Annotated in this window: 19 protein-coding genes and 12 pseudogenes; 13 read left to right on the plus strand and 18 right to left on the minus strand. The window is 57.1% G+C overall.

Translation table 11 applies throughout. The annotated features are described in order from the left end of the window. Positions 1 to 74: 74 nt before the first annotated feature. Positions 75 to 404: a hypothetical protein gene (locus JOH52_RS33020; RefSeq protein WP_013845254.1), complete on the plus strand. Its 330-nt coding sequence runs from the start codon at positions 75 to 77 to the stop codon at positions 402 to 404. 149 nt (positions 405 to 553) lie between these two features. Here the strand turns inward: JOH52_RS33020 and JOH52_RS33025 are convergent. The 3 genes and pseudogenes from JOH52_RS33025 to JOH52_RS33035 all read right to left on the minus strand — a co-directional run. Further along, positions 554 to 1,293 (minus strand): annotated as a pseudogene (locus tag JOH52_RS33025) (IS6 family transposase). A 327-nt stretch (positions 1,294 to 1,620) separates the two neighbouring features. Beyond that, the gene (locus JOH52_RS33030; protein ID WP_003532601.1) at positions 1,621 to 2,586 is read right to left on the minus strand and encodes a magnesium and cobalt transport protein CorA; all 966 of its coding nucleotides are present in this window, start codon (positions 2,584 to 2,586) and stop codon (positions 1,621 to 1,623) included. 79 nt (positions 2,587 to 2,665) lie between these two features. Continuing rightward, a pseudogene (locus tag JOH52_RS33035) lies at positions 2,666 to 2,923 on the minus strand (MucR family transcriptional regulator); the annotation flags it as partial. 688 nt (positions 2,924 to 3,611) lie between these two features. Here JOH52_RS33035 and JOH52_RS33040 point away from each other — a divergent pair. After that, positions 3,612 to 4,379 (plus strand): helix-turn-helix transcriptional regulator, encoded by a 768-nt coding sequence (locus tag JOH52_RS33040; protein ID WP_003532599.1) that lies wholly within the window; start codon positions 3,612 to 3,614, stop codon positions 4,377 to 4,379. Positions 4,380 to 4,383: 4 nt separating this feature from the next. Then, positions 4,384 to 4,527, plus strand: a pseudogene (locus tag JOH52_RS35660) (3'-5' exonuclease); the annotation flags it as partial. A 21-nt stretch (positions 4,528 to 4,548) separates the two neighbouring features. Here JOH52_RS35660 and JOH52_RS33045 read toward each other — a convergent pair. Continuing rightward, a pseudogene (locus tag JOH52_RS33045) lies at positions 4,549 to 4,911 on the minus strand (transposase family protein); the annotation flags it as partial. Between the two features lie 77 nt (positions 4,912 to 4,988). Between JOH52_RS33045 and repC the strand changes: the two are divergent. From repC to JOH52_RS33075, 6 genes and pseudogenes are all read left to right on the plus strand, one after another. Next, a pseudogene (gene repC, locus JOH52_RS35665) lies at positions 4,989 to 5,290 on the plus strand (replication initiation protein RepC); the annotation flags it as partial. 266 nt (positions 5,291 to 5,556) lie between these two features. Next, entirely contained in the window at positions 5,557 to 6,333 is a 777-nt protein-coding gene (locus tag JOH52_RS33055; RefSeq protein WP_003532595.1) for a hypothetical protein, read from the plus strand. 163 nt (positions 6,334 to 6,496) lie between these two features. After that, positions 6,497 to 7,225: a hypothetical protein gene (locus tag JOH52_RS33060; RefSeq protein WP_013845255.1), complete on the plus strand. Its 729-nt coding sequence runs from the start codon at positions 6,497 to 6,499 to the stop codon at positions 7,223 to 7,225. 216 nt (positions 7,226 to 7,441) lie between these two features. Beyond that, positions 7,442 to 7,807, plus strand: coding sequence for a serine protease family protein (locus tag JOH52_RS33065; RefSeq protein ID WP_324280232.1), 366 nt, complete (start codon positions 7,442 to 7,444; stop codon positions 7,805 to 7,807). Between the two features lie 128 nt (positions 7,808 to 7,935). Next, complete coding sequence (locus JOH52_RS33070; protein ID WP_013845257.1) at positions 7,936 to 8,526, plus strand: LabA-like NYN domain-containing protein; 591 nt, start codon at positions 7,936 to 7,938, stop codon at positions 8,524 to 8,526. A gap of 1,114 nt (positions 8,527 to 9,640) precedes the next feature. After that, complete coding sequence (locus tag JOH52_RS33075; protein WP_017265677.1) at positions 9,641 to 11,446, plus strand: putative bifunctional diguanylate cyclase/phosphodiesterase; 1,806 nt, start codon at positions 9,641 to 9,643, stop codon at positions 11,444 to 11,446. Between the two features lie 65 nt (positions 11,447 to 11,511). Here JOH52_RS33075 and JOH52_RS36730 read toward each other — a convergent pair. Further along, a pseudogene (locus tag JOH52_RS36730) lies at positions 11,512 to 13,592 on the minus strand (EAL domain-containing protein); the annotation flags it as partial. An 80-nt stretch (positions 13,593 to 13,672) separates the two neighbouring features. On the opposite strand from JOH52_RS36730, the pseudogene JOH52_RS33095 reads away from it, so the two are divergent. After that, positions 13,673 to 14,399: pseudogene (locus JOH52_RS33095) on the plus strand (IS5 family transposase); the annotation flags it as partial. Between the two features lie 249 nt (positions 14,400 to 14,648). Next, positions 14,649 to 14,827, plus strand: a pseudogene (locus JOH52_RS35690) (DUF4158 domain-containing protein); the annotation flags it as partial. A 15-nt stretch (positions 14,828 to 14,842) separates the two neighbouring features. On the opposite strand, the gene JOH52_RS33100 reads toward JOH52_RS35690, so the two are convergent. Continuing rightward, positions 14,843 to 15,862 (minus strand): 1-aminocyclopropane-1-carboxylate deaminase, encoded by a 1,020-nt coding sequence (locus JOH52_RS33100; protein WP_012881248.1) that lies wholly within the window; start codon positions 15,860 to 15,862, stop codon positions 14,843 to 14,845. Between the two features lie 143 nt (positions 15,863 to 16,005). Between JOH52_RS33100 and JOH52_RS33105 the strand changes: the two genes are divergently transcribed. Next, a complete protein-coding gene (locus JOH52_RS33105; RefSeq protein ID WP_003532569.1) occupies positions 16,006 to 16,482 on the plus strand; it encodes an Lrp/AsnC family transcriptional regulator in 477 nt (158 codons plus the stop codon). Positions 16,483 to 16,756: 274 nt separating this feature from the next. Here JOH52_RS33105 and JOH52_RS33110 read toward each other — a convergent pair. Continuing rightward, positions 16,757 to 16,996: pseudogene (locus tag JOH52_RS33110) on the minus strand (thiazole synthase); the annotation flags it as partial. Between the two features lie 155 nt (positions 16,997 to 17,151). Here JOH52_RS33110 and JOH52_RS33115 point away from each other — a divergent pair. Next, on the plus strand, positions 17,152 to 18,270 hold the full coding sequence (locus tag JOH52_RS33115) for an IS110 family RNA-guided transposase (RefSeq protein WP_013845264.1): 1,119 nt from the start codon (positions 17,152 to 17,154) through the stop codon (positions 18,268 to 18,270). Positions 18,271 to 18,657: 387 nt separating this feature from the next. Here JOH52_RS33115 and JOH52_RS33120 read toward each other — a convergent pair. From JOH52_RS33120 to JOH52_RS33170, 11 genes and pseudogenes are all read right to left on the minus strand, one after another. Then, positions 18,658 to 19,760, minus strand: a protein-coding gene (locus JOH52_RS33120) for an IS3 family transposase (RefSeq protein WP_086017831.1) whose coding sequence is annotated in 2 segments (ribosomal slippage) — positions 18,658 to 19,499 and positions 19,499 to 19,760 — 1,104 coding nt in all. Because the reading frame shifts where the segments join, the coding sequence is not laid out codon by codon here. Positions 19,761 to 19,831: 71 nt separating this feature from the next. Beyond that, positions 19,832 to 19,984, minus strand: a pseudogene (locus JOH52_RS33125) (thiazole biosynthesis family protein); the annotation flags it as partial. Between the two features lie 3 nt (positions 19,985 to 19,987). Then, entirely contained in the window at positions 19,988 to 20,185 is a 198-nt protein-coding gene (thiS, locus tag JOH52_RS33130) for a sulfur carrier protein ThiS (RefSeq protein WP_013845267.1), read from the minus strand. Beyond that, positions 20,182 to 20,936 (minus strand): annotated as a pseudogene (locus JOH52_RS33135) (FAD-dependent oxidoreductase); the annotation flags it as partial. The pseudogene JOH52_RS33135 and the gene thiS, both read right to left, overlap by 4 nt. Positions 20,937 to 21,235: 299 nt before the next feature. After that, complete coding sequence (locus JOH52_RS33140) at positions 21,236 to 22,291, minus strand: LLM class flavin-dependent oxidoreductase (RefSeq protein WP_014531025.1); 1,056 nt, start codon at positions 22,289 to 22,291, stop codon at positions 21,236 to 21,238. Between the two features lie 401 nt (positions 22,292 to 22,692). Further along, complete coding sequence (locus JOH52_RS33150) at positions 22,693 to 23,259, minus strand: nuclear transport factor 2 family protein (RefSeq protein WP_003532552.1); 567 nt, start codon at positions 23,257 to 23,259, stop codon at positions 22,693 to 22,695. 86 nt (positions 23,260 to 23,345) lie between these two features. Beyond that, positions 23,346 to 23,676 (minus strand): annotated as a pseudogene (locus JOH52_RS33155) (cytochrome P450); the annotation flags it as partial. 188 nt (positions 23,677 to 23,864) lie between these two features. After that, positions 23,865 to 24,188, minus strand: coding sequence for a thioredoxin (gene trxA, locus JOH52_RS33160; protein ID WP_014531028.1), 324 nt, complete (start codon positions 24,186 to 24,188; stop codon positions 23,865 to 23,867). Between the two features lie 129 nt (positions 24,189 to 24,317). Then, the gene (locus JOH52_RS33165; protein ID WP_003532546.1) at positions 24,318 to 24,470 is read right to left on the minus strand and encodes a DNA ligase-like domain-containing protein; all 153 of its coding nucleotides are present in this window, start codon (positions 24,468 to 24,470) and stop codon (positions 24,318 to 24,320) included. 1,062 nt (positions 24,471 to 25,532) lie between these two features. Beyond that, the gene (locus JOH52_RS35695; protein WP_337738587.1) at positions 25,533 to 25,736 is read right to left on the minus strand and encodes a hypothetical protein; all 204 of its coding nucleotides are present in this window, start codon (positions 25,734 to 25,736) and stop codon (positions 25,533 to 25,535) included. Next, positions 25,721 to 26,554 carry an IS5-like element ISRm4-1 family transposase gene (locus JOH52_RS33170; RefSeq protein ID WP_013851057.1) on the minus strand — a complete coding sequence of 278 codons (834 nt, stop codon included), beginning with the start codon at positions 26,552 to 26,554 and terminating at the stop codon, positions 25,721 to 25,723. Before JOH52_RS33170 ends, JOH52_RS35695 begins: the two co-directional genes overlap by 16 nt. Positions 26,555 to 26,957 lie beyond the last annotated feature (403 nt).

A 26,957-nucleotide genomic window follows, 5' to 3' on the forward strand; every position in this document is an offset into this window, starting at 1 on the left:
AAAACATGCTCGCGGTTTCACGCTGCCTGGCACAGAGATAAACGGCAGCGCGCTGCTTGGGATTTAAGGCGGAGATGGCCGATCAACGAAGAATTGTCATCAACCTGCCGCGGGCGCCGCAGCCCGACGAGATCGTGGGGCTCAATATCGTGACCGGTCCGTTACCGCTTGGTGCGGAAATCCGCTTTCGAACCACCTCCGGCCGCCCTATCGGTTCCGCCACTCCATTCGGCAGGGCCGATCCCAAGAACCAACTGGTATTCCAGCTATCGCTTCCCGGCCGCTATCTCAATGGCTCCCGACTGGAAATCTTTGCGGACATGCTTGACGCCGGAAGCTCCTTACCACGGGCGCCGACCGAACAGGAACTGGTCTCGGTAACGGGGTGGATTGTGCAACAGTGAAATTCCACCGTATGACCGCTCGGAGCACCAAGGGCTCGATCTTGGCAAACTGTTCGATCGGAGCGAAATCGGGAGCTGTCGTTTGCCGGTTAAAAGGGCCGTGTCGCAAGCTGGCGATAGGACGCGTTGAGCCGAGATGCACCCTGCCTTCACGCTTTGTTAACCTTTTGAAGTCCGAAGAGGCGCGCGAGCAGATCGTTCTGATCGTTGACGGTCCAGCCTCCGGCGAAGCCGAAGCCTTTCCGCAGCCACAACATCGCTTCGAAACCCGCGATCGTCCGCCGCGCCGTTTGGAAGGATTGAAAGCCGCCGATCTTCGGCATGTTCTTCTTCACTCTGAAATGGTCGCTCTCGATGCCTTGCTGCAGATGCTTGGTCGGGTCTGGATGCAGGAGCCCATCATCGACTGACGTTTTGATCGCCGACGGAAATGTATTGGCGCCGTCCGTGCCGATCTTTTCGGGCCAGAGTAGCGGCTCCTCCTTGAGCATTTTACGGAAGAACCGCTTGGCGGCATCGAGGTCGCGCTTTGCAGTGAGCAGGAAATCAACCGGGCTTCCGTGCTTGTCGATAGCGCGATACAGATAGCGCCACCTGCCGCGGATCTTGATGTAGGTCTCGTCAATCCGGACCGAACCGCAATGGGGTCGGCGAAACTGGCGCAGCCGCTTTTCGATCATCGGCGCATAGGCGAGGACCCATCGGTTGATCGTGCTGTGGTCTACTTCGATCCACGCTCTCGGAACATCTCCTCAAGGTTTCGGTAGCTGAGCGGGTAGCGCAAGTACCACGCAACCGCCTGGACGATCAGCCACGCCTCGAAATGTCGACCCTTGAAATCGTCCTTAGACTGGCGCTTCAGCTTCTCGGCAATGGCATTCAGAATCATCTGTACGCTCCACGACACTGGAACGGGAATTTCTCAGCCGATCGTCAACATGCCGTTAACCAAGAAAATTTGCGACACGACCGGTTGACGCCTGCCCCGTCCCCGAAGCCCGCCGCCTTGATAAAAAAAGTCGATTGCAGCACCGGATTGATGCTGCAACTGGATTTGATGGACCGGAGCGTGACTCCGCTTGACCGGTAGCCGCGTTCTGATCCGCGGACAAGAGACATCCGCTATCCAAACTTGACACGTGACTTGTAGCAGCGCGAATCTGCCTCGGATCTCATGGAATGCGCTCGCCTTTCAAGCATAGGAGTTAGCACCAGCTCAGAGCCACCCGGATTTCTTGAATCGGTAGAAAAGGAAGGCGCAAAGCCCGGCAATCGTTGCAAGGACAGCGAAATAGCCGTACCGCGTCTTCAACTCGGGCATATACTCGAAATTCATGCCGTAAATTCCTGCTATTGCCGTCGGAACGGCGAGGATGGCGGCCCAAGCGGCAAGTTGGCGGGTGATGGTGCCCTGCCGCTGCTGTTCTAGCAGGTTGCTCGCCTCGAACACTGAGGTAATCACCTCGCGCAGACCATTGACCATGCCTTCGACGCGCATGACGTGGTCATGGACGTCGCGGAAATAGGGCTTTGCGTGGTCGTCAATGCACGGCAAGTCCAAGTGTACCAGCTTGCCCACCACTTCCGACATGGGTCCAAGAATGCGCTGAAACAGGATCACTTGTCGACGCAGGCGAAATATACGACGGATCTGATCGCGCTCAAGAAAGGCCACAAGCATGTGCTTTTCCATCGCCAGGACCTTGTCCTCGATCGTCTGTACGACCGGAAGATAGCCATCGACGATGAAGTCGATAATCGCATGCAGAACGTAATCTGGTCCCTTCTGCAACAGTTGCGGCGAGGCTTCGAGTTGAGAACGAAGCTGGGAATGCGCACGCGCTGACCCTTGCCTGACGGAAATGATGTGGTGTCGTCCGACGAACAGCGCTGTCTCGCCATAGGCGATTTTATCGCCTTCGAGGTGTGCGGTCTTGGCGACCACGAACAGTTGCTCGCCGTAAACGTCGACCTTCGGAATTTGCTGCGAATGGACCGCGTCCTCGACCGCAAGTTGATGAAGAGAGTAAGCCTGCTGGAGGACGCCCATCTCCTCGGCCGTCGGGGCTTGCAAACCAATCCACGCGAACTCATTGTCCCTGAAGGAAATCGGCGTGGGGGAGAGCGGTAAATCCTCTGCGCGCTTTCCGTCGCGATACATGAAAGAGGCGACGACAGGCATGCGATTTCCTTCTTGTTGCCGTGGTCGAGCTAAGAACCGCCCAATTTGATCAATCTACTTCCCGGTCCGACATGCCACCTCAGGCCGAGTTTTCAACCGAACTTCGGGCCATCTCCTTGCGACCAGATGCTGGAGGATCGATGGGCGTCGATGCCGTGTTCTTTCCTAGCCCAGACGCGCGTGCGAGTTCCGAGCGTTGTCTGGCATAGTTCGGAGCTACCATCGGGTATTCGGCCGGGAGCTTCCACCTTTCTCGATACTGCTCCGGCGTCAGAGCGTACTTTGCCATCAGGTGCCGCTTCAGCGATTTGAATTTCTTGGCATCGTCAAGGCAGACTGCATTCAGCCCCACCTGTTCCAAGAAACACAATCATTCCCTCTGCACCCGCCCCAGGGGTAGCTGAACGCAACTCAAATGTCATCATGTCCAGGAGGTCGAACGCAGGTTCTCGAACTGATGAGCACACTCAAACTCTTCGCCATGCGTAGGGCCCGAAGAGGTCTCCTGATGCTGCTCGTTGCGTGGACCTGTGAGCGCCCCTTGAGATAGCCGCTATCGGCCGGTCTACCCGATCGTCTAAAATGAAGTCGAATATACCCGTTGCCGTAAGTCGCAGGAGGGTCAAAGGAGACCTCGAAGCGTCGGACACGCCGCGCGCTGTCCCAATTGGACTTCCAGCGATTTGGACCGCAACAATCGAACGCTCTGCAAGCTTGTTGAGGACGGTCTGAGCTAGTCCATTTTGAGTAGAAATGAACGGAGCGATAACTATCGGAACTGGGCGGTAATGACAATGGCGCTCGACGATTGTATTGATAAAACATAATTAGTACCAAGTATTGGTGACGGCGCTAGCCTGATCTGAACGTATTTAATTTCAATAACGAATTAATTACAACACTGGATCAATATCGTACTGAAGGATTCTTCCGAAATATTTAGGAAATGTTCTCTGTAGGAATTTTAACGCACTCAGACAGTGACACAGAACCCGGAATCTATAGGGAGTGCCAAGGAGGGACAAATGTACCCGACGAGATCGACCGACTTTGAAGATAGCAACAAGGTATTGCCGAAGAAAAGCAAGATTGTAATGCTCGCAAAGAACGACCTGTTCGCCGAATGTTTGACACAGGCGATCAGCGCGCGTTTTCACGATCAGGACATCGTAAGCCTTTCCGATGCCGACGATCTCCTGGACGGCAATCTTATCGACGTAAGCCTGGTCATGCTCTACCGCCTGCCGGCGGCAGCATTCCCGTCGATCATCAGGACGATCCACGAGTTCCATCCCAAGGCCGCGATCGGCCTGATGGTGCAGAACGCGGACGAGCTTGACCCGTCGATCGCGGGTTTTGTCGACGAAGGGTCGGTCAACGGCGTCCTGCCCCTGAATCTCAATCTCGACCTATGCCTTACCGCCATCGATCTCTTGATGAAGGGCGGCGAGCATTTTCCCGCCGCTTTGCTTCGGCGCCCGGCGCCAAGAGGGCTGGCAGGGGGCGGCCTTGTCGCGCAAAAACAGGCGTCTTTGGAAGACATCGATCTAGAACGCAAGATCGACTTTGGCCAAGACCTCCTGACGATGCGCGAGACCCAGATTCTCGATCTCATATGCGTTGGCATGCAGAACAAGATCATCGCCGATCGTCTCGGGCTTTCCGAAAACACCGTCAAGGTGCATGTCCGCAACATCTACAAGAAGATGAACGTGCGCAACCGGACGGAGGCGGCGGCGCGCTACTTCCGGAGCGACGCTGATCACGCCTCGCTCCGCACACCATCGCACTAAGCGCGCGGAAAACAGCCCCTTCGACATGAAAGACCATCTGAAGGCGCCCGGCTATCGCTGGTCGGACGGCAGACGGCGGCCCGAGATCCTTGTGGATCGAGATTGCGGAAGAGCACTCGACGATGAGCTTCGGTATCTGCGGGCGGAACCAGTGGGTATAAGCCGATCCACCGGGACGGCCGCCTGCGCTATGGCCGAGCAGACCGACAATCTCGGAGACCCTCCTTGTCCGGCGCGCATAAGGGGAAGCAATCGTCGGCAGTCGGTCGGTGAACGTTTGTCGTTCACATTTCTGATGCGCGCACCGCCAGCGGCTCAACCGAAGCTTTACCGTTACGGTTTTGCCCTGGACCGGCAGACCTTGGAGGCTTCGGTTGGACCAGCCATGCCGATATCGGGTCCGCCGTCCGCAATCAGGGCAGATGCCGAAAGCTGGCCCGGCAGCGGAAACAACCCAACTTTCGTCATCTGTGAGCGCGACACCCAGAACTTTTGCCCCTCGGCCGGGCGACCATTTCATTTTCGTTCGCATACCCGCCTATAGCGGCATCATGTCTAACGGCGAGTGAACCACACAAATTGAGGAAGGCCCTAATTGAATGCCAAGCCACAGTCAGATCGATGCTCGGGCTCAGTCCGAGCGCCTATCAGGAGGATTGCGAGATCCTTGGACCGGAGAACGCCGCCGCGGTCACGGCCCGCATCCTCGAAAGGGCAGGGCACATCAACTCGGCCGGCGGTTACCTGCGCGATCTGACGCGCAAGGCTGAGTGCGGCAAGTTTTCGCGGGGCCGATGTTGATGGCCCTGATTGCGGGCGAAAGCGTTTGCCGGCGGCAGGGCGTGCTAATGGATCGCTCCCATATCCGTCCGAGGTCGGCGATGAATGGCGTCTTGAGGTGCACTCCGTAGATTGTTGGGGGTACTATCTGTGATCCCTGTAATATTCAGGGGTACTAATTTATGGTTGCAAAAAAAGTGGCGCTCTGTTAGTGTATTCAACGTGCAAGGCTCGCCCGTGAGTTGACGCTGAGGGCTCAGCAATCCGATAAAATGAACTCTCTCCAGGGAGTATAATCGACGGTCAAAGCACGTCTGCGATCTGCTGCATTCGCATGCAAATGAATCATATAGTGCCGTAAAATCTCTGCGCCACTCTAGGGATAGGAGACTGGTAAATGACTTCTGCTGCTTTGAAATTCATATCAGTAACGAAACTTCCAACAGACGATGATCTTGGGGAGCTGCTGGACAAGCTGCGGGGTGCTGCTGGCTATTCCGCGCCGCTCCGTTCTCTGGCAGACAATACACAAACTGCCCAGGTTAACGCGGGAAGCCTGACTTCCTTCACCCAGAATCTTTCTGGCGAAAACAAAGCCGACGTGCAGAACTCAACCCTTTTTGCCCAGTTAGCATCAGACAGAGCTTTCGATCGTTATAGGGCCCCCATGGACTGGTACAGAAACTATATCAATGTCCTGGGTCAGATTGGTTGGAACCAGCCAGCCTTTGCCTTTGATACCTACACATCTGGCGGTTCCACGGTAAAGCTCGACGAGGCCGTTCTTGGTATTCTCGCAGCGATTGCAACCGGAGACGAAGTCGCCATGGTGGCCGCTACGATGGAGGGGCTTAAAGGTCTTAGCGACGATTCGAAGCAAATGACTATTTGGGATGCAAAGTCCAGTGACGGCAACAACGGAAATTTTCAGATATTCCCCGTTGACGCGCTACCCAACGGTGACGTTGTGATGGTGCTTGATGGGATGCAGTTTAATGCATCCACTAGCCATGGCCGGTTCTTGTGGTGGACATGGGAGTCTACGAGCATCCGCATACAGCGAGCTGCTAACAAATTTGTGCTCAACGAAAGCGTCTATTCACAAGTTCGGCAGGCCATTATCGATAAACTCGGCGAGCGCGCCCAGCAGCTGGTCGCCGACATTCCAATTTAACGCCAGGCGCAGACTCAACGTCGTGACCGTCAAAGATGCACTGCCTTTGCATCCGGGACGGCCACGACGATCGTTGCGTGAACCGTCGTCCCACCTGGGTCCTTTGCAAGTCTGTGCCGAGAGTGCCGCTTGCGTGACGCCCAAATCAAGCATGAGGCTTATGATGTCCGTACATTTCGATGCGATCACGCTCCCTGAGCTTTCCGCGCGGGAGCGCGCACTTGAGACCGCTTCACCACCCGAGACTACCCAGTTCTCACTGGTAGGAACGGCTTCAGCGCAGATTAATGAAGGAGCACTGTTGGCTTTCGACAGCGCTCTTCCAAAGCAAATGATCGATGATATCAGCAACTCACTTCTCTTCGCACAGCTGGCTGCTGACAAACAGTTCAACAGGCATACAGCGACGGGCGATTGGCAAAGGACTTTCTTCGGCACGCTTTCAGTGATGGGATGGATAACTGGCAGCTTGAGCGAAAGAACTGAAGTTGCGGCATCACCGGTCGACTGGGCGGAGCTGATTACATCGTACATGCCGGAAAATGTGGATCAACTCGTGCTCTCCAGCATCGCGGCATCTCAACAGCTGCCCACCACAAGCAGTGCAATCCGCATATGGAGCAATGCAGCCTTGGTTGGTGACGAAGGGGTCGTCATTGTCGGGCCGAGTTACATTTCTGGCGACAACCCAAATATGGCAATCGCACTTCTAAAGTTCACATTTGAGAAAGAAGTGGCAGGTTTTTTAAGGTGGGACGTCAACTTCAACATCACGACATCGATCGTGACCATGGAACTGAACGAGAGCATTTACTCGAAAGTGCGAAACTCGGTCATAGCGAAACTTGGCAATCGTCCGAAATACCTAATCGCTAGTGTGCCGATGAAGTGAAGGGGACTCCAAAATGCCACATGTGACGGATGCTAACGTTCCACCTATAACGCAATCGGATTGCTGCAGATTCGCTTCGGCAGTCTCGGGGCATGGGGAACCGCGTTACTCATTGACGAGCGATGTCTGTTGACGTGCGCTCACAACGTATTTTCTAAGGGGCAGGCCGCAGTGTCGGCCAGCTTTCACCGCGCCTACAATTCGGAGATGCCGCCCGTGACGACCGGAGTTGAGGTGGATTGCGCTTTCATCAAGCGCGTGTTCAAGGTAGGTCATGACAGAACCTGGGACATTGCCGTCCTGCGACTGGCCGAGCCGATCTACAAAGTCCAACCGCTCCGACTTGGAGTGGTCACAGAACATCAGCAGCCTGACCCTAATTTGACTGTCGCCGGTTATCCTGGCAGCAGACATTATCGGATGTGGGAGGAACAGGAACTGGTTAGAGGTGTCGCTTGGCAGATAAATGTGAGAATGCGGCTGTTTCAGGCAGGTTTGGCATTTAAAGATGAGAATCCGAGCGACGGGATTGTCAAAACAACTGCAATTGCGAAGACGCCACCGATCGGCATGTACGGGTGATGATCTCGTCGATAGTGCTGCTGAATCGCACTTGGTTCTGACCCATCATTTGGCCGCGCAGCATTTGCAGCATCTCCGGTCCTGCCCGCTCGACGAGCCGCTGAGGGCTGCCAAGTAGAGGTTTCATTATGTTCGATCCTCGCGAGAAAATAGCGCTCTTTATCGACGGCGCCAATCTTTTCGCCGCATCCAAAAGCCTGGGCTTCGACATCGATTATTGCAAACTGCTCCAGGCTTTTCGCAACCGCGCCTACCTCTTGCGGGCCTATTATTACACGGCCATCATCGAAGACCTGGAATTCTCCTCAATTCGGCCGCTGATCGACTGGCTTGATTACAACGGCTACACCGTGGTCACCAAACCAGCCAAGGAATTTACCGACGCCCAAGGCCGACGCAAGATCAAGGGAAACATGGACATCGAACTGGCAATCGATGCCATGGAGCAATCGCGAACCGCCGATCATCTCGTGATCTTTTCGGGCGATGGTGATTTCACCACACTCGTCGAAACTCTGCAGCGCAAGGGGCGCAAGGTTTCCGTGGTCTCGACCATGTCAACACAGCCGCCGATGATCGCTGACGAGTTGCGCAGACAAGCGGATCATTTCATTGATCTGGCTTCGCTTCGCAGTGAGATTGACCGCCATCCGCGAGACCATTTGACTCGTCCAGCCGCTCCGGTTTCAGGTGAGGTCGGCGTCGACGCTGGCGCTTGAGCGAGAACGATCGCTCGCCACGTTTCTGAGCTGGTGTGCGATATCTGTCCGACACTCCCACGGCGCATAACAGGCGCAGCACGAGTAGAATGACAAAGTCGGGAGCAAGGATGTCGAGAGCCGGGAGGCGAGAAGCTTCGGTGGCGCAGGGCTGCGTTCCCAAGATTGTATCCTCACGGTAGGACAGCTGTCGGCAGTCGATCGATGATCGGCGGTCGTTCTGTTTCAGTGGCTGCTGCGCGGCAATACGAGGTCACAAAATTCAATTCGTGGGAGGACTGATAATGAATAGCTGCAAGCTGAGCCCTTCAGGCGGCGTAGTTTCAAGGCATGAGCGCGTCTATTCCGGCTCGGCCACCCACTGGCAATGCACTCAAGGGGTCTGAGTGAACGAGGTAAGCGGATCGACGTTGTTCATCATCGTGGTCTGCAGCAGCCAGCAACAGTGCTCGCGGAGGATGAGGCGTTATTGCTGCTTGGTTTCGAACAGGCGCTCCCCGAAGTAGGCTTCGGTGTCAAGCGGTCTCGATCGGATGGAAGGCGACGGTGCTTAAGCCCGTTGTTCCGAAACGCCTCAGCTGGTCGCCGTTCTTCGTTGGGGCCGACCAGGGCCGCTGTCGCGAGCGTCGAAAATCTAACAAAACTCCGAACGGATCAAAAAGAAACCCTCTATAAGTGGAGGGTTGCTTATGATCAGATCGTGCGTTGTATTATGCATTTACGGATCTGCCCTGCTCGATGGGGTTCTGCATCACTTCATGAATGCAAGGGAGCATTCCATGCTGATCTCCGCCAGCCCTACACGTTCTTCGAATCCTTTGATCATTCTTGCTGGCGGGAGCTATGAGGAAGCCTCGTCGGTCGCCCGCAGCCTTCGGGAAATCGGGTATTCGTGCGTTTGCTCTCCAGACTACCGGACCTTTGAGCAACATGCGCGCCTGGTAAAGCCGGACCTCCTATTGCTGGATAGCGATATCCATGGCGAATTCTTGAGAGATGCAAAACGTTGGGAGGAGTTTCAATCTGTTCCAATGATCCATCTCGTTTCGAGTGCCGCCGAGAGAGAGAGAACGCCTTTGCCGCGGGTGCGGTGGACTGCGTTGTCAAACCTGTGTTGACAGAAGAACTGCTGGCACGTGTAAAAGGCCGTCTCGACCTGCAGCAGGCGCAGAAACAGCTTGACCAGCGCAACATGCAATTCGCCACAACCCTCGAAAATATCGGCCAGGGGGTCTGCTTTTTCGACGCGGACCAGCGGCTGATTCTATCAAATCGGCGGTATGCGGAGGTATACGGCCTACCACCGGAGATGATCAAGCCGGGCATGACTTTAAGCGAGATCACCGAACTGCGCTATGCGGTCGGTGCCTGCCCGGTCGTGCCGCATGATGAATATCTGGCCTGGTGCGATGCGATCAATTCCAAGTCATCCCCGCAAGATTGGTCGATGGAGCTGAAGTCGGGCAAGGCCATTCGCGTCCATCACGAGAGGACATCCGACGGCGGATGGGTTTCCACGCACGAGGATATTACCGAGCACCGAAACGCCGAACGGCAGATAGCGCGTCTGGCGCTGCATGATCCGTTGACCGACTTGCCCAACCGCGCCGCGTTGAAGCAGAAACTCGATACACTGCTCGAGCAGCACCAAAAGCAAGGCACCCAGTTTGCGGTCCTGTGCCTCGACCTCGACCGCTTCAAGGAGGTCAATGACCTCTTCGGTCACCATGTCGGGGATCAAGTTTTGTGCCTGGCTGCCAAACGCCTTTGCGCAACTGCGGTGGGTGCATTCGTCGCGCGCCTGGGTGGCGACGAATTCATGGTCTTGGCAGAAGCTGACGCGAGCTACGCGGCACAGCTTGCCGACCTGATCATCACCATTCTGAGCGAGGACGCCGAAATCGAGGGCACCCGGATCCGCATGGGTACGAGCCTTGGCGTAGCAATCTTCCCCGCCGACGGGGACAACGCCGCCGAACTCATGGGCAATGCCGACGCAGCTCTCTATCGTGCGAAGGCTGACGGACGCGGTACGGCCCGTTTCTTCGAACCGCAAATGGATAAATGGCTACGCGAGCGGCGAGCACTGCAACGAGATCTGCAGGCTGCGATTTCTCAGCAGCAGCTGTCTATTGTTTATCAGCCACAGGCTGACATCGGCGGCGATGTCATTGGCTTCGAAGCACTGCTGCGGTGGAACCATCCGACCCGTGGCAATATCCCGCCTTCAGTCTTCATTCCGATCGCCGAAGAGAGCAGTTTGATGATCGAGATCGGCGAGTGGGTGCTACGAGAGGCCTGCCGAGAGGCAGCTGCTTGGCCACGGAAGCTTTCGGTTGCCGTCAACCTCTCTCCGGTGCAATTCAAACACGGCGATCTCGATAGGCTCGTAAAGTCAGTTCTGATCGAAACGGGACTTGAGCCAGAACGGTTGGAGCTCGAGATCACAGAAGGCGTTTTGATCGACGACCTGGAACGTGCGATCTCGACGCTGGGGCATCTGAAGGCGCTGGGTGTGCGGATCGCAATGGACGATTTCGGGACCGGCTATTCCTCGCTTTCGTATCTGCAATCCTTTCCGTTTGACAAAATCAAGATCGACCAGTCGTTTGTCCGCAACATCGGGCTTTCCCAATCTTCAGCAATCATCCGAGCCGTAATCGGACTTGGGCGCGGCCTCGATCTGCCCATCATCGCTGAAGGCGTGGAATCGACGGATCAGCTTGCATTCCTGACCCGCGAGAGCTGCGATCAGGTACAAGGTTATCTTGTGGGCCGGCCCCGCCCGATTTCGGACTATGCCAAATATGTGGGCCGCGCAGAGGACGTCGAGCAGCTTGCGCGCGTCCGGCCGGCGATCTCGGCCCGGCAAGAGCAAAGCCATGGTGCCGATTCCAGGCAAAACAGCGGCATTGGCTGAGGCCGCTTCCTAGAGTGCGGCATTTTCTCGATTACCGATCTGTGGGGAAGGTGGGGTGGGCGCTGTCACTCGATCTGCCCGGCTTGTATCACTTCGAACACCTGCTCCGCAGAAAGAGGGCGGGCGAATAGATATCCCTGCGCCTCATCGAACCCTTCGGCGTTGACGGCGGCTAGCTGGGTCTGTGTCTCCACGCCCTCCACAGTGGTGGTTATTCCTAAACTTCGTCCAATACCTGCCACGGCCCTGACAACTGAGAGAGGAGTAGCCAGTTCCAAAATCATCCATCGCGATTTTGGCGCCGACCTGCCTGATTTCCTGTAGGAGATGCAGGTTATTGTCACTTTCGTCGAGCAGCACCGACTCCTATATTTCGAGCTGTAGGCGCGAAGCATCCAATCCGGCCTCTCGAAGTGAATCTGCCACGAGAGCGGCAAGTTTACGATTTCGAAATTGCAGTGGCGAAAGATTTACCGCCACGCTGATGTGCGGCGGCCATTTGGCGGCTTCCCTGCACTCCTCGCCCAGGGTCCCCAAGCGGAATGATCAGTCCCGTTTCCTCCGCTATCGGAATGAACTCGACAGGCGAGATCAATCCTTTATCTGGATGTCTCCAGCGCACGAGCGCCTCGCAGGTCGTGATCTGCTTAGTTCCGAGGTTTATCAGCGGCTGATAGAACAGCTTCCAGCTCGCCCCTCTCGAGGGCGCGACGAAGTTCGATTTTCATTTCTTGCTTGGCTCGCAGGTGAGCGTCCATGCCCGGGGCAAATTGCCTGTAGGTGCCGCGGCCGTTTGCTTTCGCCCGGTAAAGGGCAATGTCGGCAGCCTTGATCAGCTCATCCGCGGACCGGCCATCCTTCGGGGCAAAGGCAAGCCCGACACTTACTCCGACATCTGCATGCGTTCCATCGAGATCATAGGGTGCTCCAACCAAATCTATGATGCTCTTTGCCAGGCTAATTGCTTCTTCCTCATTGTGGAGGTCGGCCCTCAGGACAACGAACTCGTCGCCTCCCTGCCGAGCAACAACGTCGTTCTCATTGGCGCAGGCGCGCAGACGTTCGGCCACGCGACGTAGCAACAAATCGCCAGCCGGATGGCCATAGGCGTCATTGACTGCCTTGAAGCCGTCGAGGTCCAGGTTGAGAATTGCCGTTGTGGCCTTTCCCTGCGACTCGTCCAATAGCCGTTCGAATGCCTCGCGCAGAAACTGACGATTAGCCAAGCCGGTCAGGGCGTCGTGCCGGGCCATATGATGAATTTGCCTGTGGGCGAGGGAGCACTCCTGCTCCGCCTTGCGCCGTTACGTTATGTCCCTGAAGAACAGCGACATACCCTCCGAAGTCGGCGCGGCATGCATTTCGAGCCAGATCCCACGTGGCTCCAGATATTCTTCGAAGCTTACGTTACTGCGATCCGCCATCGCCCACCGGAACTCGATCGCAAATACCGAGTTTCCGTCCGCAGGAAAAACCTTCCATAAATCGAGCCCGATCGCGTGTTTATCAAGTTGCAGGAGGCGCATGGCTTTGGAAATAGCTGATGCGCCAGCTTCGGTCGACGACCAGCACGCTGTCCATCGTGCTCTCGAGCACCGCTGAGAGCCGTTCAGCCAGGCGTTCGGCTTCGTGGCGCGCGGCTTCCGCCTCGTCCCTTGCCTTCCGAGCTTCGGTCACGTCGCGCCAGATTGCCAGCATGCGGATGGGCTTACCGGAAGCACCGAACACCGGAGCGGTGATGACGTCCATGTATCGTTTGAAACCCGCGCTGTCCCGCCGTTTCGACACGCGTCGTCCGGCCCTTCCGCACTTCGGTGCACCAGATCTCGCCACGCGACATCTTCGAGTGTCGCGTTCTCATCGAGCCCAAACAGTTGCCTTCCCGCGCGGTTCATAAGCAGGGGACGGCCATCGATATCAAGCAGGCGGATGCAATCGGGCGTGCTTTCAAACACGCTTGGATCAAGGCTTCGCTCTCCTCCCGGGCAAGTTCGGCCTGCCGCCGTTCCGTTATGTCGAGGACACTGCCGACATAACCGAGGAAGGCTCCGTCCGATGCAAATCGTGGCTGTCCGACGTCAATGACGCAGGCGTAATTCCCGTCGGCGCGTCGAAGACGGTACTCGGTGCGAACCGCTGTGCGGAGCCGGGCCGCGTTGGTGCACGGATCGTTTAGCGGTCGTGGTGTAGGCGATCGGCAACCTCAATAACCGATCTGTGACCTTGATGCCTTTCAAACATAACGCCGCCCGCCGCCATCACATCGGCAGGATGAAATTCAAGGTGACGAACTGGCCGGAATATGAGGCCGGGTTACGGCGACGTGGCAGCTTGACCCTGTGGCTGACACCGGAGGCGCTTGCCATGTGGCTTGCTCCACGCCGAACGACGCGTGGTGGCCAGCCGCGTTATTCCGATCTAGCCATCGAGACCGCCTTGACGCTGGGCCTGGTGTTCGGCTTGCGGCTGCGTCAGGTCGAAGGATTATTAGGATCGGTGCTGCCCTTGATGGGCTTGGCGCTCGCTATCCCCGATCATACCACCCTGGGCCGTCGGGCGCGAACATGGCAATCGCCCCAACAAGGCGCATGACCTCCAGGGTCGACCGGACGGGCCAGTGCATATTCTTGTCGACAGCACTGGACTGCAGGTCTACGGCGCGGGCCAATGGTTGGAGGAGAAGCATGGCGCCAGATCCCGCCGTGGTTGGCGAACGCTGCATGTGGCACTGGATGCCGATAGCAGCGAGATCATTGCACATACGATGACCGACCAGGACGCGGGCGACGCATCGCAGGTGGAGCCGTTGCTCAACCAGATCGATGGTCGGATCGGGCAGTTCACAGCCGACGGCGCCTACGACGGGAAGCCCACCTACGACGCGGTCACCGACCACAGTCCGGCTACCGTCATCGTCATTCCCCCGCGCGCCAACGCGATCGAACCAGCCGGCGGATGCATGAGAAGAAGATCAGTCAGGCGGAGATCGCGCCCGCCCCCTTGGCCGAGACCCTTCGACGATCTGCCGCGAGCTACGACGGAATCTCCGTTATCCTTGATTGGTACTGCGACAGACACATTCGGAGTTGGAAAGAGACGTATCGGGTTTCCTAACACGCCATGCTGGTCAGCGGTTACAAAGGCCGAAGGCAAATTGCTGTTCTAAGCCGTCTATCCGTTTGGTCCGCGCTGGGGTTATCTCATCCCTGGGGAAACGTGCGCGGATCCACGGAAGTTTTTCGTTATAACAGTCGACGAGGACAGCCTGATCCGACACTATTCGTTTTCACTGTCGGATCGACTGGAGATCGAACTGCGGAGGCGTGATCATAATCGGCTCGGCTTGCCATTCAGCTATGTAATGCGATACCGGGCCGGTTAACCTGACGGTGCCAATCAGCCGTCCCTGTAGTAATAGCTATAGCCGTTGAGCGCCGGGGCGCCGCCGAGATGGGCGTAGAGCACCTTCGAGCCCTCGGGGAAGAAGCCCTTGCGCGCGAGATCGATCATCCCCTGCATCGACTTTCCCTCATAGACCGGGTCGGTAATCATCGCCTCGGTGCGCGCCGCGAGCCGGATCGCCTCGTTGGTCTCCTCCGAGGGCACTCCATAGGCGGGATAGGCGTAGTCAGGGTTGATGACGATCTCGTCTTCACGCACCGACCGACCAAGGTTCACGAGTTCCGAGGTGGCATCGACGATCTTCCGCACCTGATCCCGCGTCTGCTGGAGGGTGCCCGAGGCATCGATGCCAATGACCCGGTCGGCCCTGTCTAGTGCGGCAAAGCCGACGATCATTCCGCCCTGGGTTGAACCGGTGACAACGCAAACGATGATATAGTCGAAGATGAAGCCGAGGTCCTTCTCCTGTGCCGCGACTTCCTCGGCGAAGCCGACATAGCCGAGGCCTCCGAACTTGTGTACCGAAGCGCCAGCCGGGATCGCATAGGGCTTGCCGCCCGCATCCTCTACCGACTGAATCGCATCCTCCCAACTCTTGCGGATGCCGATGTCGAACCCATCCTCGACCAGCCGGCTGTCGGCGCCCATCAGTTTCGTCATCAGGATATTGCCGACACGGTCATAGACCGCATCGTAGTGCGGTACCCATTTCTCCTGGATGACGACACATTTCATGCCGATCTTCGCCGCAGTCGCAGCCACCATGCGGGTATGATTCGACTGGACCCCACCGATCGACACCAGCGTATCCGCGCCGGAGGCGATCGCGTCGGGCACGATATATTCGAGCTTCCTGAGCTTGTTGCCGCCCATGGCGAGGCCGGAATTGCAGTCGTCGCGCTTGGCATAGATCTCGACCTTGCCGCCCAGCGCCGCAGTCAGCCGCGGCAGGTGCTCGATCGGCGTCGGGCCGAAGGTGAGCGGGTAGCGTTCGAACTTTTCCAACAGTGACATCGATCAGGGCCTCCGTGCCGAATTTGTGGCCGAAGGCTAGTAGATATAGTTTGAAAGGTGCTCTCTAATTTTGCTTTAAAAGTTTTCTTTATCGGCATAATTGTTCGATTGGAGAACCCAAGTCTTCAATTATATGAGGTAAAATGAAAGAGTCTCCCACAGAGGATGTCGATAGGATAGACCTCAAGATTTTGCGCGCCTTGCAATCGGAGGGCCGGCTGAGCAATGCCGATCTCGCCAAGCGCGTGAATGTCAGTGCTGCAACTTGCCACAGGCGAACTCAGCGCCTCTTCGAGGAGGGCTACATTACCGGCGTGCGGGCGGAAGTCGCGCCGGGCGCCGTAGGCCTCGGCGCGATGGTTATGGTTGGCGTGGTACTGGATCGCTCCACGCCTGAGAGCTTTGGTGCCTTTGAGGGCGCGGTCATGGAGCTGAAGGAAGTACTGGACTGCAATTTGGTCGCCGGAGATTTCGATTATCTCCTGAAAATACGCGTCCGCGACATGGCCGATTTCAACAAGCTACACGGCCAGAAGCTGATCGCCCTCCCAGGCGTGCGCCAGACGCGCACCTTCTTCGTGATGAAGGAAGTCAAGGAGAACGCGAGGTTGCCCTTCTAGCGTCGTCGGCAGCTATTGTGGATGCAGCATCTATTGTCGGTTCCGCGCAGACAGCGGATGTCAGGCGACTTTTTCTGACATCACCGGCTCCACGCTCTGTGCATCAAACATACGGTCTCACCGTTCACACGATGGAGGCACTCCATGGCGAGGTTATTTGTAGTCTGTGCATAGTTCAGTCTCCGGACGATCCTTGATGCGCCACTGCACCAGCTTGAAGCCGAGGGGTACCAGCCGGGCAATCCACTCGGCGCTGTCGACGATCAGGAAGAACTGATGTGTACGGGAAGACTTCGAAACCTTCGCTGACGAGAATGCGAGCCGCCTCGACGGGGCCGAAGACATCCGGCTGTAGCGTATCATGGTTGCCGATGACCTCGAGCTTGATCCAGTCGGTGGCGAACAGCTCGCGTGCTATCCTTGCGGTCAGCACCGCTTCCGCGACGCTGTGGCAACCTGCGGTGTTGGTTAGGATACGAACGCCGAGCGCGCGGATCATCTCGAAAAAGGTGCCCACTGCGGCCGCCAGTGACCTGCCACTGAACTTTCATCCAGCGGCGATTGGACCGTATGTTCGCGGGATGAAGGTGGCCCGCCCCCGCGGTAAGCTAAATCGGGGGTTGCTCTGGATAGGCCGGAGCCTTGCCCCATGCTTAGCGAGGGCGAACCATGAAAGAAGATAGCGTAATTTTCATCGGCCTGGATACTTCGAAGCTGAAGATTTCTGTGGCGATAGCCGATGGAAGCCGCAACGGCGAGGTACGGTTTTTCGGCGACATTTCCTCGGAGCCGGCATCAGTAGCATCGATGGTCAGCAAGCTTTCCAAGCGCGGAGCTAAGCTTCACTTTTGCTATGAAGCCGGTCCCACGGGTTACGGTCTTTACCGGCAGATTGTCGAACTGGGGCATGATTGCGTGGTCGTGGCGCCGTCACTGGTCCCCAAGCGTGCGGGCGATCGGGTGAAGACAAACCGCCGGGATGCCATGAGTCTGGCGCGCCTGCACCGGGCGGGCGAACTGACCGCGGTCTGGGTCCCAGATGAAGGCCATGAGGCGATCCGCGATCTGGTGCGGGCGCGCGAGGCGGCCAGCGACGCGCTGAAGCAGGCCCGTCAGCAACTTCAGTCCTTCTTGTTGCGTCATGGCAGGATCTATGCCGGCCGCGAACCATGGACGCGTGCCCATCGAAGATGGCTAACGTGCCAGGCCTTCGATCATCCCGCCCACCAAATCCTGCTGGCGGAATATTGCCAGGCTGTCGCGGATGCCAGCGTGCGCCTGGATCGGCTGACCAAGCTGGTCGTCGAGACCGCGGCATCCTGGTCAATGGCCCCGGTTGTGGCCGCCTATCAGGCGATGCGCGGCGTCGCGTTCATGACGGCGGTCACCTTTGTCGTCGAAATCGGCGATGTCAGGCGCTTTGATAATCCTCGCCAGCTGATGGCGTATCTCGGTCTCGTGCCGTCGGAAAGCTCAACCGGCGAACGGGTCAAGCGTGGCGGGATCACCAAGGCGGGCAACACAAGAGCGCGAAGGGTACTCATTGAAGGCGCTTGGACATATCGCTTTCCGGCTCGCGTGAGCCCGAAGATCCAGGCGCGGCTGGACGACCTGCCAAGAACGGTTCGCGAGATTGCTTGGAAAGCCCAGGTAAGGCTTTGCGCAGGCTATCGAAAACTAATCGCGGCAGGCAAGCCGAAGGTCGTCGCGGTCACCGCCCTTGCGCGAGAAATGGCAGCGTTCCTATGGGCGATCGGGCAGGAGGTCGCTCCCACAGCAAAAGCCTAAAGGCGAATGCCCAGCTCGAACAAAAAAGCTTAACCCGAAAATTGAAATCATCTTCTGTTGGACAAAGATGGAGGCAGGGCTCCGGTGGGGAACCCTCGCAGGCTCTATGTGGCGGACAATTCCAAGCCCGAGATTAGACAGAGGCAGCCCCAGACGAATACACGGAAATGCGGTACCCAACCCGCGCATAAGAGTTTGCCAGCCGTCGTCAAAATGCCCTGCCTCCTCCTTTGTTCAACAGCTTCACGCATGCGTGCTTTCGTCCTCAAGGCCGGAAAGGAAAGAGTCATGATTAAGGAGCTTGCAAATGAACATAAGAGAGCCTCGGCGGTTTTTGAACCGCCCCAGGTTTCTGGACCAGCGGAGGCTAGAGTTTTCCGGCTTCGTTCAGGGAGGCGGGCTGGTTGCGCCTCCGGAATTCATCAGCGAGATCGGCACCTTATTGCCGATCGCGCCATGAGGCCGTTCCTCGTTGTAGTATCGACGCCAATCCTCCATCTTTTCGCGCGCATCCGCAAGGGTCAGGAACCAGTGCTGGTTCAGGCATTCCGCCCGGAAGCGGGCGTTGAAGGCTTCGATGAAGGCGTTGTCCGTGGGCTTTCCCGGACGTGAGAAGTCCAGGGTGACGCCCTTGGCATAGGTCCATAGGTCGAGATCGCGAGACACAAACTCCGTCCCCTGATCGACGCGGATCGTCCTCGGATAGCCGACTTGCCGGCATACCCGCTCCAATGTCTGCACCACGTCTTCGCCGCGATAGCTGTGACGCGGATCAAGCACCGGCACATAACGTGAGAAGGTGTCGACCACCGTCAGAACCCGCAGCTTCTTTCCGGTCGCGAGTTGGTCGTGCACGAAATCCATCGCCCAGACATCGTTCGGGCCGATGGCTGTCTGCCGATCTTCCCGCAGCTTTGCCTTGACCCTGCGCTTTGGAGTCTTGTTGCGCAGCTGCAGGCCCAAGTCCCTGTAAATGCGATAGGTTTGCTTGATGTTGGTGCCCCAACCTTCGCGTTCCAGCAGCACATGCACGCGCCGATAGCCGTAGCGCACACGGGTCTCGCAGATCTCGCGAATACGACGTTCCAGGCCGGCCTGATCGGCACGGCGAGAGGTGTAGTGGTAGGTCGACCGATCGAAGTTCAACGCTCCATAGGCACGCCGGATCGAGATTGCCCAGTCCCGGCACATGCCCTTCACCACCTCACGCTTGCGAGCAGGCCTTAAAGCTTTCGGCGAATAACACCCTGCAGCATTTCGCGGTCCAACGTCAGGTCCGCGACGATCTTCTTCAGCCGCGCATTCTCGTCCTTGAGCTGCTTCAGCTTCTTCATCTCCGGCGGCAACATGCCGGCATACTTTTTCTTCCAGTTGAAATACGTCGCCTGGCTGATCCCCGCCTTCCGGCAGATCTCAGCGACTGGCACACCTTCATCACCCTGCTTCAGGATGAACGCCTTCTGGGCGTCCGAAAACTGCGATGCCTTCATCGTCTTCCGTTCCTTTCCCAGCCAGGAAAATGCACCGGAAAACTTTAACCAAAACTGGTCCAGTTTGAAGGGTTCAGATCACCAGACATCTGATGACGAAGTGAGACGGTGACGATTTCCGTCGCCGATTGCCTGACGGCCTCGGAGAGGACGGCAGGAGAGGGATATCGCGCTGTGCCGAGCAGCAGACGGGAGTTTATTTCGGACCCATAAAGCGTCAGCATCCGTCAGCCTCCCTGCATCGGCGACAGGATTTCGATCTTGTCATTGTCGTTGAGCGAACGATCGAACCGGTCTTCGCGATGGACCAACTCATCGTTGATGGCTGTCGCCAGCCAGTCACCCTCGTATTCCATCAGGACTAAAAGCTCCGACAGCGTCTCAGCCGCGACATCCAGAGCCTCGCCGTTAACGATCAATTTCATGGGGCATTCCTTCCCGTGGTATGTTGGTTGGAAACAAGTTCAGCCGCCTCGGCCGCCATGGCCGGCGCGAGCAGAAAGCCGTGGCGGTAGAGGCCGTTGAGCGAGATCACCTTTCCCTGATGGCTTGCACGTGGAAGATTGTCCGGAAAGGCTGGGCGGATTCCGACACCCGTTTCGATTATGGTTGCATCGGCAAAGGCCGGAAATAGCGTGTACGCAGCGTTGAGCAGTTCCATCAGTGAGCGGGCGACAATCGGCCCGTCGAATTCCGTCTCGATCATCGTCGCGCCGACCATGAACAGACCGTCTCCACGCGGAACGATGTAGACGGGGAAACGCGGATTGAGCAGGCGGACCGGCCGGGAGAGGTCCACGTCTCAGCTTCTAAGGTAAAGCATTTCGCCGCGGACGCCGCGTAAGTCCTCGGCCTCGCCGATGCGCGCTGCGCCCGTGCAATCGACTACACTGTCGAAGCTCTCGTGCGGGCTCTTGCCCACGAAGGTGACCCCCTGAGCCGTCAGCTTGGTGCGCAGCAGACACAACACTCGCCGGGGATCGAGATGGGCTTCGCGGCGAAGAACAGCCCGTGCCGGAACCGCCCGGCAAGCGAGGGTTCCAGCGTCGCGATCGCCGCCTCTTCCAGCCATTCATAACCCGTCGTGCGACAGGCAAAGCGTCGCAGTTCACCAAGATCGCGAGCCGAGGCGACCACGAGCGTTCCGTTTCGTCGCACCTCTCCCGGCACCATTGCCATTATGGTCGTTCCGCTTTGCGAAGGCCGCCGACAGGTTTCCGCCAACTCGCAAGAAGTGTTTCAAGAATCGCGCCAACCAGCTTGATTGAGCTAAAAAAAGCATTCGCTGCCCAAAACCGCGTGGATCGAGGGATGCAGTTCTGTCGAGAACCCGACAAAGGTGACAATATTGGCTTGAGTTCGCTGTCTGGTGTCAGACTCGCGATTGGTGTGCCGATCTACGACCTGCGTTGACGCAATATCAGGTATACAGTTGCGTGAGGTGCAGCCGAATTGCGAGCAACGCGCGACGATAGTCAAACGTTGAGGTGACTGAGGGACTTATTGACTGCTGGAATGATCTTATCTCCCCAGAGCTCTATCTGACGCAGCATCGTAGTCTGATCGAGGTCTCCCAGTTGGGTCTGAATCGCAATCTGGTCCGGCTTCAGAATTTCGATTTCTTGCAGGAGGCGGTCAATGACTTTATTTATGCTACCGATCGGCAGGTTCTCCCGCATAGTCTCGAGAGACAAATCCAGCTGCGTCGGCGTTGCCTGCAGCATATAGCCATCGTGGCTCTGCTGACGACGCTGATGAAGCGCTTCGGATAGCTGGCGCTGGAAACGTGCGTTGTCGAGATAGCGGTTGATCTCCGCTCCGTCAGCGCTCGCGTAACAGCAGCGCAGCAATGATATCTTCGCGTCGCCAGGGCTCTTGAACTCGGCAGCTGCTGCCTCCTGGATCATTCCTCGCAAAGCACCCAAAGTCTCCAATCCGTTGTGTAGCGCGGTTACGAGGAGATTATGTCTCTCACGATAAGCCCGCCGCATACTGCTCGGAGACCCCGTTGCGATCCAGATCGGCGGCGAGGGCTTTTGAATAGTTCGGACCGAGATCGCAGTCGGAGGGATCTGCATAAAGTGGCCGCTGTGCGAGAAGATTTTCTGACTGAGACCTTTGAGCACAATATCAAGATATTCCGAAAACATGGCTGGCGCGTTATCAATGTTGACGCCGAAGCGCTCGAATTCGAACTGCTGATACCCTGAGCCAACACCGAGCTCGAGGCGGCCGTTCGAAACTACATCGGCAAAACCGATTTCGGCGAGCAAGCGCTGCGGCTGATAAAGCGGCAGGACGCAGACAGCAGTCCCAAGACGAATTCTTTTTGTCACGCCGGCGCAATGAGCGACCATCATCAGCGGCGACGGGACCAGGCTGTAGTTATTAAAGTGATGTTCGGCGAACCAAGCGGTATCGAAGCCTGCCTGCTCAGAAAGGACGGTTTGTTCAATGGCGTCGTGGATGACGCTGTCCGACGTTTGGTGATAGCCGCGCTGGGTGGCAAGAATGAATGTCGCGAACTCCATGCAGTCTCCTTTGTTCGCTATCGGGAAGACCCGATGTAGGACGCAGGTCGTAAAGCCTTAGCCAATCCAGCTTTCGACGATCGAGTAAGCGGCCATCTCGCGAGAAGCTGCCTCTGCCATTTGCCTTGAACCGCAGAGCGTGTCTGCGGATTCAAGGAAACGTTCCATCGAAAAATGCCGCAGCATGCACTTTGCGCCCGAGTGTGCTGGCCTGGACTTAAACCCCTGGAATCCTCAGCTTCGTGCGATCGTCATCACATAGCGATTGCCAGTTAGATCAGATTTGCTGACGCAACTCGGCCCGAAGTTTGAAGTCAACCCGCCATCCACATTGAGGATCGAGCCGGTGATGTAGGAAGCGTCAGCCGAAGCCAGAAAGCAAGCGGCGTCGATGTTGCAGATCAATCATGGTCGTTCGCCTCCGATGTTGGTCCACATCTCGGACTGGTGCCTTTGAGAAGCGCATAAATCGGATCATTCGGATACGGCGCTCCAATTGGCCGCCGTGAAGCGAACCTTTCGCTTTCAGGCAGTCCGGGTGGGATCTGCTGCTCAATCCAATCGTAAATCACTGTTCGGGCTATGATGCGCCACTCCCCTTCCCGCTTGTGGAACAGATCGCCGTAGCGGCCGCACAGGAGCACCTGCCGTATCTCACCGCCTGCGTCCGGTCCACGTTGAAGCGCCGTGAAATAGCTCTCGACCGTGGCCTCTGATGGGCTGGAGAATTCAATCAGTATATTCGCTATCTGATGAACATTGCGCGGCTCGGTCTTGAAGATGCCAAGCGCAAGTCGGATAAAGCCCTCGGATGGACCAGAATAGCCCCCATGGTTGTCATGCGCATCCGGCCAGTACGTGCTGCGCAGCGCTGCCTCATCCCCCCGGTCGATCCCGCGGCAATACCGGTAGAGGCAGTCTCTGATGGCCTCGCGGTCGAGTAGCTCACTGATATTGGCCTCGTCCATTGTTTTTCCCACCATCGCTGAGTTTGTTAGAACCAGTCAAAATTAAATTTTTGAGCCCGAATACATGACCCCCATAGGTCATCGGTCGGCTCTCTCCGCAGCGATTCCTGATCCTCCAGATTGCGGGAGATTGGCCAGGTCAAAGCCTAACGCGGCAGCGACCGTGTCGAGTCCGGCAATAAAGAAGAGTACACCGATGCCCCGGACTTCCTCATCTGTTACGCTACGACCCTGGACCTGCGCCTGCACGATGTATGTCATGAAATCGGCAGCCGATTGCTTCCGACGGCTCGCTGCAAGTTCGTCGATGAAACTTACGATTGATTGGGCCGCTTCGGTACGTTTAACATCATTGCCGTGGAGCAAGTCGCTCACCCAACCAATGAGCTCGTCGGATCCGCTGTTTGAGAGCCCCATAGAGTAGTCGAAGAGAAAGCGGTCGTAGTGGATACATTTATGAAACGGCGAGCGTCATTTGCGACGTCGCGGTCCCTTGCACGGGTGAGGAAGGGCGCAATCGCTATTCTCGGCCACGATTGTTCGAGGGCAAGAAAGGGCCCGGCCAAACCGGGCGCTCGTATTTTGCAATTCTAGGTCTAAATGGCTCAACCTATTGCGTTCAAAATCCAGGAGATGAGTGCCGTCTTCGGTGCGGCTCCGACCCTGGTGTCGGCTACTTCCCCTGCCTTGAACATTGCAAGCATGGGGATCGAGCGGACGCCATACTCGGCCGTCAGCTCGGGATTTTCATCGATATTGAGCTTAACGAGCTTGACCTTGCCGGCAAGCTCGGTGGAGATTTCTTCGAGGCTGGGTGCAATCATCTTGCACGGGCCGCACCATGGTGCCCAGAAGTCAACTACGACCGGTTCGGCCGAGTTCAGAACCTCTTTCTGGAAATTGGAAGTATCGACTTTCAAAGTAGGCATTGCATTCTCCGTCCGGACGGGCAGTGTCCAGTTGTTATAGGACGCGTGCTATTCGATACCTTGATCTATGTCAAATCAGTACGCAGTTTATATTTCGATATATTTCCTCATCAGGCGACAGCAACCTGCCTAGGAACCGCAGCCGCAGTCGATAAGGAGGTCGAAGCCGTAGCAGAGGATGACGTCAGATTCGACCGGCGAAGGGAGCCGCCCGAGCGCCCGCTTCAGCATCCCGAAATCGGAGCGGCCCTTGTCGTCGAGAACAGCCGCCTCGCCATCCATACACGACGTCGACCAACTGCAGCGCTCCTTCTAAGTTGTGCTAGGGAGCGCTGCCTTTCCAGCAGTGCAAATATGGAGCCTTACGCCGGCTCATCAATGGCGAAGGTCTTAGCTTCCCGCCGAGCGAAACCTTTTGAATAATCCGGAGTTGTCAGTCCGGGCGGCACTCGTCAGCCGCTCGGTGAATGATGCCCTCAGAGCTGCACAAGCAGTCCCTTCTACGCAGCTTTGAGGCGCCACCACCTGTAAGCTAGGAACGAATAATGCAGGACCGACAAAATCACGAGCTACCGGAACAAAGTGCATTGACCGACGAGAATACCGTATCAGCCCAAGAGACAACTCTTGCGATGCGTCGGAAGTCTGTGGGCACCGCGGAGCCGATCCCGGTCGCCTGGGGCTGCGGTATATCTCGGCAGAAGATGGTTGTCGCTTCGCTAGAAGCCAACCGCATCAGCGGCAGGGAAGGCAGCGCCGCATGTGCGCGCCATCGCGTTGATCGGCGCTTATCGGGAGCGCTCTCGAGAGAGCTTCTGCGGTCACAGATGGCTATAAAACTGAAAAAGGCCCTCCCGCCGGTCTGGCAAGAGAGGCCTTTTGCCCGATCGTTCGAGTTCACAGGCAGGAGTATATCTCGCGTTTTCGGAGCGCAAATGCAAGCACCGCGTACAGATGAGGCGCGCTCGACCTGCCCCGATCAGCGGTATTCCTGAGGTCATCTGGGCATCGAGTAAATCGGATTCGTCCGTGTGCCCCGCGTCAGTTCCACTATCTTCCATGGCAGGCCTCTTCGCAGCATCCAAGCCGGGCGATCCAGCTCATCTGTCTTTATCACAAGCACCAACCACGACTATTATGGCTCGGGAAACTCTTCCCGTCGGTTCGAACTCATGTCCGAGCAACGATCTTTGTTGCGGAGCGTTTCGTTTTCAGGGGTTCACCGAAGGAGGAGAGCGATGCTTCCTGCCGAGCGCGTCAAGATAATAGACGGGCTGCAGCTCTCGCAGCAGTCGTTTTCGTAGCGGCCTTCATTGCCGCGTTACTGTCTTGATGGCTCGATTTTCAAATGATGCCGGAGAATCCTGATTCAGGCTGATCGTCGGGCTCGGCCAATGTCGGTCTGGGTTCGATCGGCCTAGACGATAGGGCTTTGAGGTCCTCGGCGAGGCCGGCAAGCTGTGCCGCAACGTCCAAAAGATTCGAAACGGCGCTATGTGCCGCGATCTCTAAGAGTCGGACTCGAAAAGGTTTCAACGATATCCATATCTTGCAAGGCGTCTGGTGAGCATGCGGATGTGAGCGATGGTGATCCACGCTTCTGCTGAAGCGACGGATTTTTCGAAGTCCTTGGCCAGTCTGCGGCATCGACCCAGCCAGGCGAAGGTCCGCTCGACGACCCAGCGGCGCGGCAGGATTTCAAAACCCTTGGCCTTGTCGGAACGTTTGATGATTTCGAGTGTCCATTTCCCGATTTTCTGCAGCCGCTTTTTGAGCTTGTCGCCCGCATAGCCGCCATCAGCGAAGACATGAAGCAACCACGGCCACCGGTTTTTGATGGATTTCAGGAGATCGGGAGCGCCGTCGCGATCCTGAATATCGGCGCTGTGCACCATGAGGCCGACCATCAGCCCGAGCGTGTCGACAATGATGTGGCGCTTGCGGCCCTTAATCTTCTTGCCTGCATCAAAGCCACGGATACCGCCGCTTTCCGTCGTTTTAACGCTTTGGCTGTCGATCGCGCCCGCTGTCGGCGAGGCTTCTTTCCCCTCCAATTCCCGCGCCTCCATGACGAGGTGATGGTTGATCCGTGGCCAAAGACCCATTGCCCGCCATTCATAGAAATATCGCTGCACCGTCGAACAGGGCGGAAAGTCCTTCGGCAGCATCCGCCACTGGCAGCCTGTCGAAGCGATATAGAGAAGGGCGTTTAAAACATCGCGCAAATCAGTCTTGCGCGGACGACCCAGACGCCGTGGCGCAGGCATGAACGGTGCAACAAAATCCCATTCGCGATCCGTGACATCGCTTGCATATCCGCTCGTCCGCCGGACATAATTGCGCCGGGTGGTTTCAGTCCAGGCCATCGTGATCTCCATCGAATCTTTGCAAATCCGACGGAATCACAACTGGCTGAAATCACTCAATTCTTTTTGAGGCAGCCTCTAAGAGGTCAGAAGCCGGCTCTATTCGGCCGGCGCTTTTTGGTTCGCTATCGTCCATTTCCAAGTCCCCATTTCCATTGATGTGGATCAATGGCGCGGCCCGTCAAGGGCCCGCGGGCCGATGACGAGCCTCCCGGGCGCCTGCGAGGGGGGTCAAAGCGACCAACGTCAGTCTAAACCCGAACGCTGCCCCCCGCCATGCACCAGTGTGTGTGGCTAGCCGCAAGCTTCCCCAACGACAATCAGGAGAAACGAATGAGCGCCATCACCGCTCAGCACGTTCGCGCTGCCGCGAGAGCTATCTCGCGTCCGTGCTTGTGGCGCT

Source organism: Sinorhizobium meliloti (genome assembly GCF_017876815.1).
GTDB lineage: Bacteria > Pseudomonadota > Alphaproteobacteria > Rhizobiales > Rhizobiaceae > Sinorhizobium > Sinorhizobium meliloti.

Bases quoted from the DNA above. Each gene is read 5' to 3' on its own strand.
- JOH52_RS33020 (WP_013845254.1), top strand. From the start codon at position 75: ATGGCCGATCAACGAAGAATTGTCATCAACCTGCCGCGGGCGCCGCAG.
- JOH52_RS33030 (WP_003532601.1), bottom strand. From the start codon at position 2,586: ATGCCTGTCGTCGCCTCTTTCATGTATCGCGACGGAAAGCGCGCAGAG.
- JOH52_RS33040 (WP_003532599.1), top strand. From the start codon at position 3,612: ATGTACCCGACGAGATCGACCGACTTTGAAGATAGCAACAAGGTATTG.
- JOH52_RS33055 (WP_003532595.1), top strand. From the start codon at position 5,557: ATGACTTCTGCTGCTTTGAAATTCATATCAGTAACGAAACTTCCAACA.
- JOH52_RS33060 (WP_013845255.1), top strand. From the start codon at position 6,497: ATGTCCGTACATTTCGATGCGATCACGCTCCCTGAGCTTTCCGCGCGG.
- JOH52_RS33070 (WP_013845257.1), top strand. From the start codon at position 7,936: ATGTTCGATCCTCGCGAGAAAATAGCGCTCTTTATCGACGGCGCCAAT.
- JOH52_RS33100 (WP_012881248.1), bottom strand. From the start codon at position 15,862: ATGTCACTGTTGGAAAAGTTCGAACGCTACCCGCTCACCTTCGGCCCG.
- JOH52_RS33105 (WP_003532569.1), top strand. From the start codon at position 16,006: ATGAAAGAGTCTCCCACAGAGGATGTCGATAGGATAGACCTCAAGATT.
- JOH52_RS33115 (WP_013845264.1), top strand. From the start codon at position 17,152: ATGAAAGAAGATAGCGTAATTTTCATCGGCCTGGATACTTCGAAGCTG.
- thiS (WP_013845267.1), bottom strand. From the start codon at position 20,185: ATGAAATTGATCGTTAACGGCGAGGCTCTGGATGTCGCGGCTGAGACG.
- JOH52_RS33140 (WP_014531025.1), bottom strand. From the start codon at position 22,291: ATGGAGTTCGCGACATTCATTCTTGCCACCCAGCGCGGCTATCACCAA.
- JOH52_RS33150 (WP_003532552.1), bottom strand. From the start codon at position 23,259: ATGGACGAGGCCAATATCAGTGAGCTACTCGACCGCGAGGCCATCAGA.
- trxA (WP_014531028.1), bottom strand. From the start codon at position 24,188: ATGCCTACTTTGAAAGTCGATACTTCCAATTTCCAGAAAGAGGTTCTG.
- JOH52_RS33165 (WP_003532546.1), bottom strand. From the start codon at position 24,470: ATGGATGGCGAGGCGGCTGTTCTCGACGACAAGGGCCGCTCCGATTTC.
- JOH52_RS33170 (WP_013851057.1), bottom strand. From the start codon at position 26,554: ATGGCCTGGACTGAAACCACCCGGCGCAATTATGTCCGGCGGACGAGC.